The 14625-nt window shown below is 42.3% G+C and carries 12 protein-coding genes; 10 read left to right on the forward strand and 2 right to left on the reverse strand.

The window, feature by feature from the left end; translation table 11 throughout:
* Positions 1–2: 2 nt before the first annotated feature.
* Both dacB and ABDK00_RS14660 read right to left on the reverse strand, forming a co-directional pair.
* Positions 3–1382, reverse strand: coding sequence for a D-alanyl-D-alanine carboxypeptidase/D-alanyl-D-alanine endopeptidase (gene dacB / locus ABDK00_RS14655; protein WP_346236622.1), 1380 nt, complete (start codon positions 1380–1382; stop codon positions 3–5).
* A 5-nt stretch (positions 1383–1387) separates the two neighbouring features.
* Complete coding sequence (locus tag ABDK00_RS14660; RefSeq protein ID WP_346236621.1) at positions 1388–2278, reverse strand: DUF6528 family protein; 891 nt, start codon at positions 2276–2278, stop codon at positions 1388–1390.
* An 81-nt stretch (positions 2279–2359) separates the two neighbouring features.
* Here ABDK00_RS14660 and ABDK00_RS14665 point away from each other — a divergent pair, with 81 nt between their 5' ends.
* The 10 genes from ABDK00_RS14665 (at position 2360) to ABDK00_RS14710 (ending at position 14603) form a co-directional block, all read left to right on the forward strand.
* A complete protein-coding gene (locus ABDK00_RS14665) occupies positions 2360–3643 on the forward strand; it encodes a CinA family nicotinamide mononucleotide deamidase-related protein (protein ID WP_346236620.1) in 1284 nt (427 codons plus the stop codon).
* A gap of 220 nt (positions 3644–3863) precedes the next feature.
* Positions 3864–5168: a dihydrolipoamide acetyltransferase family protein gene (locus tag ABDK00_RS14670; RefSeq protein ID WP_346236618.1), complete on the forward strand. Its 1305-nt coding sequence runs from the start codon at positions 3864–3866 to the stop codon at positions 5166–5168.
* 659 nt (positions 5169–5827) lie between these two features.
* Complete coding sequence (locus ABDK00_RS14675; RefSeq protein WP_346236616.1) at positions 5828–6604, forward strand: carboxypeptidase-like regulatory domain-containing protein; 777 nt, start codon at positions 5828–5830, stop codon at positions 6602–6604.
* Positions 6598–7512: a hypothetical protein gene (locus ABDK00_RS14680; RefSeq protein WP_346236615.1), complete on the forward strand. Its 915-nt coding sequence runs from the start codon at positions 6598–6600 to the stop codon at positions 7510–7512. The genes ABDK00_RS14675 and ABDK00_RS14680 overlap by 7 nt, the downstream gene beginning before the upstream one ends.
* Positions 7513–7547: 35 nt before the next feature.
* Positions 7548–7739 carry a hypothetical protein gene (locus ABDK00_RS14685; protein ID WP_346236614.1) on the forward strand — a complete coding sequence of 64 codons (192 nt, stop codon included), beginning with the start codon at positions 7548–7550 and terminating at the stop codon, positions 7737–7739.
* Between the two features lie 356 nt (positions 7740–8095).
* Positions 8096–8305, forward strand: a complete 210-nt coding sequence (locus tag ABDK00_RS14690) for a hypothetical protein (RefSeq protein ID WP_346236613.1) — start codon at positions 8096–8098, stop codon at positions 8303–8305.
* A 422-nt stretch (positions 8306–8727) separates the two neighbouring features.
* Positions 8728–9309: a CPBP family glutamic-type intramembrane protease gene (locus ABDK00_RS14695; protein WP_346236611.1), complete on the forward strand. Its 582-nt coding sequence runs from the start codon at positions 8728–8730 to the stop codon at positions 9307–9309.
* 396 nt (positions 9310–9705) lie between these two features.
* Positions 9706–10815, forward strand: coding sequence for an HlyD family secretion protein (locus tag ABDK00_RS14700; protein ID WP_346236609.1), 1110 nt, complete (start codon positions 9706–9708; stop codon positions 10813–10815).
* Between the two features lie 123 nt (positions 10816–10938).
* Positions 10939–13098, forward strand: a complete 2160-nt coding sequence (locus ABDK00_RS14705; protein WP_346236608.1) for a peptidase domain-containing ABC transporter — start codon at positions 10939–10941, stop codon at positions 13096–13098.
* 77 nt (positions 13099–13175) lie between these two features.
* Positions 13176–14603, forward strand: coding sequence for a TolC family protein (locus ABDK00_RS14710; RefSeq protein WP_346236607.1), 1428 nt, complete (start codon positions 13176–13178; stop codon positions 14601–14603).
* The last annotated feature ends 22 nt before the right edge of the window (positions 14604–14625 follow it).

Consider the following 14625-nt stretch of genomic DNA (forward strand, 5'->3'; position numbering starts at 1 on the left):
TGCTATTTTAAATGATCTAATACTTTATACATTTTCCTGATCAACCCATATTGGCTGCCATTATAATTGTTGACCAGCATCGAAAAAATATAGGCTTTGCCGCTTTTCGATTTTTGATAACCGGTAAACCCTTTGACACGGTTGATGGTACCGCTTTTCATTTTCATGTCGTTGTACAAGGGCAGCCCTTCATAAAAATCGTCGTACCAACTACGGGTTTTTGCGTATTTCAAAACCATCACTTCGGCGTGCGGCGTGATCCTGTTTTGAGGCGATAGACCGGAACCGTCGTACAAATGCAACTCTTCCTTATCAATCCCTTTGTCCTCCCAGAAATTTTGAACGGCTTCGATTCCCTTTTCAGTTGTCGCTTCGCCACTGGTTTTCAGGGCAATTGTTCTCAACAATGCTTCGCCGTACAAGTTGACGCTTTTTCTCAAAAACCAAAACACAATTTTTGAAAGCGTTGGCGATTGATGCGTATAAATCCAGGTTACTTCGCGATGCGTTTTCGATGTGATCTGAATATCATCCTTCACCAACACCGTCCCCTTCAATTCATCGCGAAGGCTATGCGCAAATTGACGCGCCGGATCATAGATCGATCCCGAAATAGTAAACTCGTTTTTACCCGCAGGAATCGTGCCTTTTAAAACGCTGAATGCATCGCCTTTGGAAGGATAATAAAGTGCAGATTCATCGCCTGTTTCTTTTCCCGCCGCTGTCGCTTCAGAAACGATTTTATAGTTGTAGAGAAAAGGTTTTGTCCGTAAAATCGTTACGGGGTCGCCGATGGCAGGCCCTGATTTTACAATAAGATCAAACTGATTTTCCCGCCAATTCAATCCCTGCGAGCCGGCGCCATAATATTGCCCGATATCTTCCCAGGTCCATCTGGCCGGTAACCCATCGTCTTTGATCCAGTTTTTTGTGTTGATAATAATCGAACCCAATTCGGTAACGCCCTGCTCTTTGACAGCCTTTTTGATCGCCGCGAAAACAACGTCTTCTTTGGTGGCGTCCCACCGCCAGCTACCCAATGTCGGGTCGCCACTTGCTTCAATATAAAGGCTTTTGCCTTTCGGCGTAGCCACAATACCAAACCTCGTTTGATACGTGTAATCAGCGCCGAGGAGTTCGAGCGCGGTAGCGGCAGTGATCACTTTTTCGGTGGAAGCCGGCGCGAGTCCCGTTTTCGCATTATGCTGAAAAACCACGCTGCCCGAGCTGGCATCTATCACGTAAAGCCCCGCTGTGGCAAATCGCAATTGGTCGTCAGCATTGAAAGCGCCCATGGCATGCTTCAATGAACTACCCACCTGCGCAGCGCCGAAAAATGACTGAAACAAAAAAAATATCAATAAAACATACACTTTGCTCATAAGGTCTATCTGCTTTTATTATCTATAACACGCACTTTATACAACTTCAAGTCGGGGATTGTAACGGTTTTATCCGGATTTTTTTGGTAGATATGATGCGTCCACCAGCTTTCCTCCGCCTGCGTGTAAACCAGCGATCCGCGCTGCTTATCATAGTTGGCGGATTTTATATTTTCCCTGCCGGCTAATAAGTCAAACACCCGAAAGCCGCCTTTGTTGCTATCAAATACAAAAACGTTATGATGCGTACTAACCAGCAACTCATTATCGTCAATCATAGAGAGGTCATGACCGCCTTCATCGGGCAGTTTCCACGATTTTACAAGTTGCAACACGGGCTTTTGCGTTTCCCAATGCCTCAATTCATACGCCCTCAACTCGTCGAAACCCAAAGCATACAATCGCTCTTGTTTTGCATTCCAAACCACTCCGTGGCCGGAGTATAATGAATCTTTGAATAAAACTTTTTCAGCGTGATTTAAATCATACAACTCGATACTGTTGCCCTTTTTATGGGTAGACAATGCCACCACCACCCGGTTCCGGGGTAATAGCGCAGCTGAATGCGCCATGGGCGCGTTGGCATAAAATAAAACTTTTTTCGTGGACTTTTCAAGCAGTACAACGCCGCCGCCAGACGAGGTGATCAAAAGTCGGTGTTGCCCCACAGGTTTGCATTCATCAAGCGGTACCAGCAGCTTTTGATAAGCCGCTGGAATACCCAACGCTTCCTTCACGTCCCAACTCCATGTTACAACAGGTTTTTCAACGGTTGATTTTTCACTATCGAGCATCATCACTTTATCGCCACCGCAGGCCACCCAGCTTTGCTGCGCAAAAACATCACTCACAAGAAACAGACAAATAACAAAAAGGGCATAGGGTTTTAAATACATCTGTAAGCATTTATTGCTGCAATTTACTTTTTTCTTTATGCTTATTTAAAAGATATTTGTATTTAAAAGCAGGAAGTACACATGGAACAGATCAACGCTTCTATTATTACGATTGGCGATGAATTATTGATAGGGCAAACCATCGATACCAACAGCGCCTTTATCGGGCAGCAATTAAACCATATCGGTATTTGGGTGAAACGCCGCGTAGCCGTTGGCGATGTTTACGAAGATATCTGGAAAGCGCTTGACGAAGAAAAAGAGGATGCCCGCCTGATTATTCTTACCGGCGGACTGGGGCCTACTGCGGATGATATTACAAAACCGCTGCTTTGCGATTATTTTCATACCCGGCTTGTCAGAAATGAAGCCGTGTTGGCGCATATTCATGAGCTTTTTATAAATGTTTATAAACGCAAGGCTGCCCTTTCACCTCAAAACATCAGGCAGGCCGACCTGCCCGAAACCTGTGAAGTGTTACATAATGCACATGGATCCGCATCAGGTATGTGGTTTGAAACCAAAAACAAAAACGGGGAAAAAGTAGTAGTCATTTCTTTACCGGGCGTGCCCTACGAAATGAAAAAGATTTTCTCGGAAGAAGCGCTCCCAAAAATTGCAGCGGCTTTTAAAAGTGATGTCGTGTTGCACAAAGTGCTTTCAACATTCGGCATGGGAGAATCGAGTGTGGCTGAAAAAATAGCCGCCATCGAAAGCAGCCTGCCTGCTCATATCAAGCTCGCCTATTTGCCCGGCTACGGCATGGTAAAACTGCGGCTGACCGGCAGAGGGTCCAACCGGGAAGATTTGGAAAAGCAATTAAGCGCTTTTTACCATCAGATCCACTCGATGCTGAAGGACATTGCCATTGCAGAAAACGACGACACCCTGGAAATTATTATCGGCCAGTTATTACAAAAGCAAAAAAAGAAACTAGCAACCGCCGAAAGCTGTACGGGTGGGTATGTTGCCCACCTCATTACAAGCGTGCCCAAATCCTCTGCTCATTTCAATGGCGCTGCGGTAACCTATAACAACGAAGCAAAGGAGCAAGTTTTGAACGTGAGCCACGAAACCCTGGAAACCGAAGGCGCCGTCAGCGAATCGACCGCGCGCCAAATGGTTGCAGGCGCGCTGGATAGATTTGCGGCCGACTATGCTGTGGCGACTACAGGTATAATGGGGCCGCCTTCCGAACATGATGAAAAGCCCGTAGGCACGGTTTGGATTGCCGCAGGTAACAAAGAAAAAATAGTGACAAAGCAGCTCCACCTTGGCTTCGACCGCGAGCGGAACGTGCAAACGACGGCGGTTCAGGCACTGAATTTGCTCAGGCAATTTATCATCGCAAACGACGTTAAGTAGCGGCATAATGAGGTTAAAGCCCATTTCCCTACTTTTGTGACGCACATGGTCTGATCGTCCCGATCTGACCAGGGATAGCAATGGTTTATGGGATGATGAGTTATAACCGGGACGGTAAGGCGGGCCCGACTTGAAGAAATAATTGAGGCGAGAGGGCGGCGCAAGCTCCCATGCACTTTATTTGCTGCTGGTTCAATAATAATTAAAACGAAGTATCATTATGGCGATAGTTGATCTGGTAATGCCTAAACTGGGCGAAAGCATTATGGAAGCCACCATTTTAAAATGGCTGAAAAACGTTGGCGACCCTGTAAAAATGGATGAGGCGGTGTTGGAGATTGCAACCGACAAAGTAGATAGCGAGGTGCCCAGTACTGCCGAAGGTGTGATCAGGGAAATATTATTTCAAGAAAATGATGTGGTGCCGATTGATGCTGTCATTGCGCGCATTGAAAACAGCGAGGAGGCGCCGGCAACAAAAGAGGAAGCGAAGCCTGCCAAAATAGCAGCAACCACTGCAGAAGAAGCAACCGAGTCAACTGCGGAAGTAGTTTCAAGCCAGCTAAAACATGAACCCGCGAAAAAAAGCCACACCAGGTTTTATTCTCCCCTGGTATTGAATATTGCGGCAAGAGAGGGTGTTTCGCTGAGCGAGCTGGAACAAATGCCCGGCAGCGGCAATGAAGGGCGCGTCACCAAAAACGACCTGCTTCAATATATTGCAAAGAAAAAAAACCAGCCGGCTTCGACAACTACAGCTGCCCTAAGCGTATCATCCGCCAGCCCCGCTATTGCTGGCCATAGCGCTCAAACGGGAGGAAATGTTGAGATTGTGGAAATGGATCGCATGCGCAGGCTGATCGCAGAGCATATGGTGCGCAGCGTGCACACCAGCCCGCACGTAACGAGTTTCAGCGAAGCCGACGTCACTAATATTGTACAATGGCGCGACGCGGTGAAAAATGATTTTGAAAAAAGAGAAGGTACCAAGATCACTTTTATGCCTTTGTTTATCGAAGCGATCGTCAAGTGCATCAAAAGGTTTCCGATGATCAACAGTTCGGTAGATGGCGACCGTATTCTGATTAAGAAGGATATTAATATCGGAATGGCTACGGCTTTGCCAAACGGGAACCTCATCGTGCCCGTCATCAAAAATGCGGATCAGCTCAACCTGGTTGGACTGGCCAAACAAGTGAACCATTTGGCACATGCGTCGCGCAACGGGAAACTGAAGGCCGATGATACGCAGGACGGAACTTTTACCCTGACCAACGTCGGCACCTTTGGCAGTTTGATGGGCACTCCTATTATCAATCAGCCCCAAGCCGCTATTATGGCGGTGGGCGCCATCAAAAAACGCCCGATGGTTATAGAGACGCCGCATGGCGACAGTATCGCGATCCGTCATATGATGTATATCAGCATGAGTTATGACCACCGCATTATTGACGGAAGCCTTGGCGCTACTTTTGTAACGGCTGTCGCCAAAGAACTTGAAAACTTTCAGCCCCGCGAATTTTAAACATAATTAAAAAAATACTTTGATGCGCTGCTCCCTAATATGGAGCAGCGCATTTTTTGTGCCCTGCTTTAAGACTAAACTATTAGAAAAACGAATAATATTATATGAAAAACGGTTAGCATTTTATTCAACTCCCAATTATCTTTGTATGGCACGGTTGGTAGCCGTGCAGGTAATTGTTGTTAACCTAAAAGCTAACCAACTTTCAAAACGCAGCAACCAAAGATTAACTAACGAGCTATGACGGAGTAAACACTGTATGCCGGGCATCTGCAAAATACCCAAGACGAGAAACACTAATTTCAAAAACAAGTTTTATGGTACAATCTATTGATTTAAACAAAATGGAATTGAGGCCTTTGACAGAGTATGAATTACTATTTGTTGACGGGGGAAATTTTTTAAAAAAAATTGGCTAGTGGATTGACGGGCGTTTGGAACGATTTTAAAGATCGGGTAAGTGCTCACGATGAAGACATAGCATGGGCGGCAGGGATGCTAACATTGCCAGCCATTCTTCTTTTGCAATAGGTAACCACCGGTTCCAACGCCTGCTTTATATGGTTCCAGATAATTAAAAACATATTGCCATCGTACCCTTCGATGGCAATATTTTAACTCGTGTTATAAACCCTACTGGCCTAAACTAAAAAACAAATATGGGTAATTTAAAAGTAATTTATCTTATGCTCGTTTTTTGCGGATTAAATATGCATTTTGCGAATATATATTCCCAAAACAGAATACTTAAAGGAAAGGTTATCGACAAAAACACCAAAGAAAATATAACAGGCGCTACCATTAGCTTAGAGAATATTAATAAAACTATTTCCGATTCGAAAGGTGAATTTGAAATGACTATATCAAAAAATAATGCAAAAAGAATAGAACTTTCATTTTCGTCTGTTGGATATACACCGATAAAAGTTTCTGTTGAATCCAACCAATTCTTAACTGTTAGTTTGGAAAAAAATATTCAAACCCTTGAAGAAGTTGTAGTATCGTCTCAAGGTAAAAACATAGTTAAAGAAGCTATATTGAAAATACAGGACAATTATTATTCTCATAATACGCTCGCTATGGGGATTATGAGAATTATTGAAATAGTTGATTCAAGTTATTATTACAAAGGGGATGCAAAGGTTAACGTTTTTTCGCCTTCCTATAGCTCAAAAAGCGAAAAACAACAAATATCGATAGACCATATCGAAAGTAGTTCGATAGAAGACTCTACAAAGAAATGGTTTCTTAAAGGAAAATGGGTGGGCGGGTTCTCGCAAATCCATGACTTAGTTTTTACAAAACCTAATTTTCTACAACTTTCCCATTTGGATGAATTTCTTTATCATACGCCCAGAAAAAAAACTGTCAACGGAAGAGTGACTTATGAGATTCCATTTTTTTTAAAAAAGGAAACAAAATTGAAGGTGTGCTAGAAGTTGATAGTATCAGTTTAGGATTTTCCAGAGTTTATTACAAAAAGCAGAATTCAGGTTCGTCTCTTGGTTTTTATCCTATTAATGTAGCCACCGTTGAGGCCATATATAAATTGCGTAACAATAAGTGGATCATAAACAACACACATTTTGAAGCTATTTACAGAGACAAAATAGTAGGGAGGGGTTCGATTGATTTTTTATCACTTGAGTTTCGGGATTCGGCAGTCAATCGCTTCAAGTACGCCGATGTAGTGCAAAGATCAGTTGAAGATAATAAAATACAGAAAAAATCAAAGGAGGTTAATTGGAAAGAATACGAAAAAATTATCTCTGAACAGGAATTAAGAGGAGTCCTTACTGTAGTGCCTCCTCCTGAAATTGACACAACGGAAAACAAAGTTCAACTTACCGCCAAAAATAAACTATCTCAATACTTAATGAACAACTCCCTTAAAAGAGAATACGGGATTCATAAATTTCCCGTTCGGATGTCAGAAAATAGTAAACGAATTGCCGAATATGGCTTAGGCGCTGGTGTGTCTTTTCGTTTATACAGATCTATATTCATTAAAGGATTTGCAAGTTCAAATTTTGGCATCAGCAATGTATCTCTACGAAGAAGAAGCTTGAATTTATCAAACGAAATAATATTTAACAAAAAAAACCGGGCTATAATAATTGCGCTTGGTACGGGAATTTCTACAACTAAAGTAAAAGAGAAATCTTTGGGTCAAAGCATGAAATTTTACACGTGGGAATCTGATATATATTTATTATTTGAGCGAACCAAGAAAAGCAACTTTTTTACAACATTTTCTTTTTATTCCCCTTTGAGAACATTTGAGCGATCTCCATTTGCAACATTTACAAATTATTCATTTGGGATAGGGTACATTTTTGATTAATTATCACGGTAGCATAATACAAACACTTAATACAAATGGATCAACAACGACAGCACCAGTTTGTAAATATAAAGATAGCTCTTACAAAAATTTCAGAAACAGCCAGTATCCCAAATGCGACAATAACAATGAGCGGGAGTATGGCAGTCACTTCTTTAATCATCAAAACAGAAAAAATAAATGAGGAGCTTATTGAAGAACTTAAAGCAACACCAATATGGTTATAAAACCGGCTTCGCAAAAAGCGCAGCAATAATGATGCAGCTGAAAACGAGGATTAACCCCCATCCTCCATTGTGAGTAACCCATTTTTTCACGCAGCCCCATAGTCAAAAGTCTTAAAATTATTAGAAAAACTAATAATATTATATGAAAAACGGTTAGGACTTTATTCAACTACTAATTATCTTTGTATGGCACGGTTGGTAGCCGTGCAGGTAATTGTTGCTAACCTAAAAGCTAACCAACTTTCAAAACGCAGCAACCAAAGGATTAGCTGACGAGCTATGAGGGAGTAAAAACTGTATGCCTGGTGTCTGCAAAACACCCAAGACGAGAAACACTAATTTCAAAAACAAATTTTATGGTAGAAAAATTGGAGCTTAAGAACCCAAGATTGTTAGAAAAACTAAGCTTAATTCAACTCGATTCAAAAGAAGTTAATGATGTTGGCGGAGGTTATGGTTATCACCCCGGACGAGATGCTCGCTTTGAAGGTCGACAGATGGCCAATTTGATTCACACCTTTTATGATTTTGGAAGAGGCGTCGTAAAGGGCTTCTTAGGTAGGTAGAGTAGGTAAAACGCAAATAGATTCCTTAACACTCAACAAAATTTTTATGACGTTAAACAAAAACATAACCTTACAAAGGTTATCAAACGAAGAACTTCTAACAATTAATGGAGGCCATGACGGAACTGCCTATAATGTAGGCAAAGCCTTAGGGGAAGGTATAGCTGCTGGCCTAAAGTTAATAGGCCTTGGCCGCCTTTTTAGAGGTTTAAGATGATTAAAAGTATGTAAGACAAAGAAATAATTCTTTGTCTTACATTTTGTTTCAACTACCCATTGATATGCTAAAAGAGTTAGTGTTTTTTTTCCGATCACCACTATATATCATAAATAGTCCCAATGAAGGAAAGAAAACCTTCACCCATGTATGCAGACTGTACCTGTTCATTATGTGTGGTATAATATTATGTGCATTTCTGCTTATGATTATTGACAACGCTGTGATATACATTCTACAAAAACCGTCTATCTATAAAGCATTACATGAGTCGAATAGGCTGTTGGCAGAGCAATTGGGACAATTTCAATTTATAGCAATTGTCGTAGTCGGGCCGCTGATAGAAGAGTTGGTTTTTCGATTACCGCTGAACGGGAAAAGGAGTTTTTTAGGATTTTCGCTATCCTTAGCATTTTTTTTGTTAGGTGGCTTTTATTCACTTGGAAGCGCTCAATTAGATCACAAACTCAGTGTAGGCATTATAACATCTTTGGTTTTCTACTTTTTCCTAATGCTATTTTTTAGTAAAAAAAGATTTACAGAACAAAATAGAGACAGTTACATTAAACTTCTTTTTTATGTAAGTACCGTTTTATTTGCCTTATCACACATTTCAAACTTCAAACCTCTCCAGTACTCGCTTATTTGGTTATATCCGGTATATGTGTTACCTCAATTTATTATGGGTGTAGGCTTTGCGTTTGCACGTATGCGTTATGGGTTTGGCTGGGCGATATTACTTCACATGCTGGTAAATACGCCATTCACAATTATAAACTATCTATAAAACTAATCTGATGAAACGAAAATATATTTATTTACTAATCGCCATTTTTATCCTCACCCTAATAATACTCAATTGGCAAGATATTAAGCAGGGCTTTTTAGACGGCTATTATTCCCGTTAATTTCGAACACCTTTTGTGTAAATATTCTTACAAATCATGAAACGCTTATCTACAAATAACCACCTGATAGACTTACGCAATGTACTTCTGATACTATGCGCGTTAGAACTGACCATTACTTTTTTTACAAAAGGGCTGCCTCTTTATTCAGCCTATATTATCATGAGCAGGGTATTTTATAAAACCATGTTCCTTTATGGGATCTACTATGTAGTCACCCGGCGATCGTTCACCTAAAAATTAAAAACACCTTGCTATTAGAGAATGCTTCAAATATGGCTTTCCAAAAAACCAACCCCTATATATATGGAACAATACTTTTGCTTACCATAACAGCCTTGGCAGCCCTGCCTTTTATCTCCACCACCATCTCCACACGAGCCACGGGCATCACCCGCCCGGTTAGCGAACGCGCCGAAATAAAGCCACTGATAACGGGAATGGTGGAGAAAATATATTATAAAGAAGGCAGCCAGGTGAGCCAAAATGATGTTATTGCGCTGATCCGCAATGATAACCTACCCGCACAAACCGTCAGTAACAATTACGATATTAACCAGCGACAAATATTCATACACGACCTTCGTCTGCTAACTTCAACGCAGGGAAATATCGCCATGGATCGCCTACATAGTCCATTATACAAACAGCAACTCAACCGTTTTCAATACCAGTCCACCGATCAGCAGGCATCTATCAAAAAAGTGCAAAAAGAACTAGATATCAATGCCACTCTCATAAAAGATAAAGTGATAGCGCCTAAAGAAGCTTTCGACAAACAGGTTGAAAGCGAAAAGCTGCAAGCGGCTTACGGAGCTTTCCGGCGTAACCAGATAGCGCAGTGGCAACAGGAACTGGCTGCTTACCAGGCCGAATTATCTCAATTGCAAGCTACGCGCGAACAAATTCACGTTGACAAAAAAAATTATGAAATCAAGGCCCCTGTGAGCGGCGTACTGCAGGGAATTAACAATTTATACCAGGGTAGTGTTGTACAGGCTGGTCAAACCCTTGCTATTGTTTCTCCGGACAGCGCCCTGATTGCTGAATGCTATGTAAACACAAGGGATGTGGGTTTACTAAAAGCCGGTCAATCGGTCCGGTTCCAAATTGATGCTTTTGACTACAACTACTTTGGTATTCTTACAGGCTCCATTATTAATATCGACAATGATTTTACATTAATAGATAACCAACCAATATTTAAAGTACGCTGCAGTTTCGAAGCCAAGCAACTTCGCCTGAAAAATGGCTATACAGGCAAACTAAAAAAAGGACTAACGCTTCAGGCTCGTTTTATTATTGGCGAAAGAACGTTATGGCAGTTGCTGTTTGACAAAATTGATGATTGGTTAAACCCTGCCGCGCCGACAACAGATTCCTAAAAAAATCAGTGATATTGCCTGCTTTGATGCATTAACAAAAGTTTCGCTTATAGTAAAACCTAGAAAAGCATCGGCCGTGCGTCGGCACACGCCAAATACCGATATTTAAAAAACTAACCAGGAATGAGAAAATTAAAAGTGAAACAACGCGACATTACCGACTGCGGCGCGGCCTGTCTGGCATCCATAGCTGCTTTTCATAAACTAAAAATACCTGTAAGCCGGATACGTCAATACGCCGGCACCGATCAACGAGGCACCAATATACTTGGACTTATCGAAGCTGCTGAAAAACTGGGATTGCAGGCCAAAGGCGCTAAGGGGCCATTCGAAAGTCTGTTTAAAATTCCGCTACCGGCCATCGCCCATATCGTGCTGAAAAACGGGCTTCACCACTACGTTGTCATTTACAAAGCCGCTAAGAAATATATACTGCTAATGGATCCTGCTGATGGCCGTATCCATAAAAAAACACATGAGGCTTTCAAGGAAATATGGAGCGGGGTTATCGTTTTGGTATTGCCCGGTGCTGACTTCGTAAAAGGTAATGAAAAAACTTCCAGTTTTTCTCGGTTTTGGCAACTCATACAGCCACATAAAAGTGTTATGTTACAGGCGTTAGTTGGAGCCGTCGTCTATACCGTTTTAGGTTTATCAACTTCCATTTATATTCAAAAAATTATAGACTTTGTTCTGGTGGAAGGTAATACCAGGTTATTAAACCTGCTTAGCCTCAGCATGATTGTCATTCTGATATTTCAACTAATGATTGGATATTACAAGTCCTTGTTTGCTTTGCAAACAGGGCAAAGCATCGACAGCCGTCTTATTCTGGGTTATTACAAGCATCTGCTGAAGTTACCCCAGCGATTTTTCGACACTATGCGCGTAGGAGAGATTATCAGCCGCGTAAACGACGCTGTGAAAATACGGCTTTTTATCAACGACATCGCGCTGACTATGGTTGTGAATATCTTGATTTTAGGATTTTCGGTAGCTGTGATGTTTTTATATTACTGGAAGCTGGCGATGATAATGTTAGCCATAGTGCCTGTTTATATCATGTTATATGTTCTTAGTAATAAAATCAATAAAAAATGGCAGCGTACTTTAATGGAAGACAGCGCTGAACTGGAAACCCAACTCGTTGAAAGCTTAACTGCAGCAGGAACCATAAAAAGGTTTGGACTGGAATCATACGCTAATGATAAAACAGAAAACCGGTTTTACAAACTGTTACAAACAATATACAAAACGGGAGTATACGGATTATACACAGGTAATGCCTCCGAATTTTTTACACGCCTCTTCACAATCATTTTGCTTTGGGCAGGCAGTTATTTTGTTATTGCGAGGGAACTATCTCCCGGCGAACTCCTGTCTTTTTACGCGCTGATCGGGTACTTTACGGGCCCTGCAGCTGCTCTTATCGGTGCCAATCGAAGTATTCAGGACGCGTTGATAGCATCCGACAGGTTATTTGAGATAATAGACTTGGAGGCCGAAACTGAGAATCAAAACGAAATAATCTTAACGGCAGACCTCATCGGCGACATAAGGTTTCAAAACGTTTCTTTTCGGTACGGCACCCGCACTCAGGTGTTTACGCATTTGAACTTGTGTATTAAAAAAGGAAGCAGTACTGCAATAGTAGGAGAAAGTGGCAGCGGCAAGTCAACGCTCATGGCGCTGCTACAAAATTTATACCCGGTAAACGAAGGGTCGATTATGATTGGCGATTATGATCTCAAGTACATTAACAATCGAAGCATTCGAAATATAATTAGCGTTGTTCCCCAGCAGGTAGATCTTTTTGCAGGCAGTATTATCGAAAATATTGCTATTGGAGATATGAATCCCGACATGCAAAAAATTCTCATGTTATCACAACTTACCGGAATTAGCGACTTTATCGAAGGACTTCCAAATACCTATCATACTATTGTTAGCGAACATGGAGTGAACTTCTCCGGCGGGCAGCGGCAACGACTGGCGATCGCCAGAGCGCTCTACCGCAATCCGGAGATACTGATTTTGGATGAAGCGACCAGTAACCTGGATCCGGCAAGCGAACAAAAAGTACAGCGGGCCCTCGAATGGTTTAAGCAGCAGGGCAAAACCATTATCATTATCGCGCACCGATTATCCACAATAAAAAAATGCGATATCATTCTGGTATTGCAAAACGGTAGCCTGGCCGAATGGGGCACCCATGACGAACTGTTGGTTACCCCAAAGGTTTATGCCGGATTATGGAACCATCATTCAGGAAACACCCCCTAATATTTACGGCTTTGCAAAAAGCTCCATATCTTCATTCTATCGTACTTTTATCCCAATCATTATTAGAGCTTAATCTTATGAGGTATCTTTTGTTTGTTTTATTATTATCTATTTTAACCGATCCCTCCGCAGCTCAGGAAAAATGGAACCTGAAACGCTGTGTCGACTATGCCATCGCCAACAATATCTCCGTAAAGCAGGCCGACGTGCAGGCGCGGTTCGACAAACTGACCCACGATCAAAGCGTTTTGGCCCTCTACCCGAGAATTAACAGCCAGCACAGCGGCGGCTTTCAGTTCGGCCGCTCGATCGATCCTACATCGAACCAGTTTACCACCAACCAAATCCTATTTGCCAACCACGGGCTCGATGTGGGCCTGGATCTTTTTAACTGGTTTAGCAAAAAAAATACGGTAAAAGCCAATGATTACCTCGCTCAGGCCAGCGTGGCCAAATTGGAAAAAGCAAAAAACGACATCGCGCTGAACGTGGCAAACGCCTATCTCGCGGCCCTGCTTAATAAAGAGCAAATCAACGTAAGCCAGGTACAGGTAGATCAAAGCCGCGAACAATTCGACATTATTAAAAAACAGGTAGCCGCCGGCGCTTTGCCCGAACTGAACCAGGCCGAATCGGAAACCCAGTATATCACAGATAGCGCCAACCTTATTACCGCTCAAACTAATTACACGCTTTCTCTGCTTCAACTGAAAGCCTTGCTCAACCTTGAAGCGGATGCTCCCTTCGATATCGAAGCGCCGCCCGTTGAATCTATCCCCGTTGAAACACTTGCCGAACTAGATCCCGCAATTGTATACCAGTCTGCTTTAGAAAATCTTCCGCAACAGAAAATAAACAACCTCACACTAAAGGCCACCGAAAAAAATGTGGCCGTGGCCAAAGCGGCTTTGTACCCTTCGATTTCGTTGTTCGGCGGATTAAGTTCGCGCTACTCCAACGCACAAAGGACGATCCCCAATAGTTTTCAAACCATCGTTGTTCCCGTTGGTAATGTGGACGTGGATGGCGTGTCCTATCCGGTGACGTCGCAAATCACACAACCGCTGGGGTACGACAGAAACACTTATTTCAGGCAATTAAGCAATAACTTCAGTCAGAATGTAGGCCTGGGCTTGAATATCCCTATTTTTAACGGAGGGTCGGCACGCATCAACTGGCAAAAAGCCCGGCTGCAGGTCGAAAATCAGCAATTGCTTCAGGAACAAGACACCCGCACTTTAAAGCAGGATATCTATCAATCTTATACCAACGCAGTTGCCGCGCTTCAAAAATATAATGCGTCCGTGATCGCCGTGGCGTCAGCCCAAAAGGCTTACGATTTTGGTAAAAAGCGGTTTGATGTCGGTTTGCTGCAACCCATTGATCTTATCTTAAATCAAAATAATTTGTTCCGGGCTAAAATCAACAAGCTCTCCGCTCAATATGACTTTGTTTTTAAGATGAAATTGTTGGAATTTTACAAAGGCCTGGGCTTGAAACTCTAAGCCGGTCACTCTTCCGGATTTT

It is taken from the genome of Niabella insulisoli (genome assembly GCF_039652435.2).
GTDB classification, from domain to species: Bacteria; Bacteroidota; Bacteroidia; order Chitinophagales; family Chitinophagaceae; genus Niabella; species Niabella insulamsoli.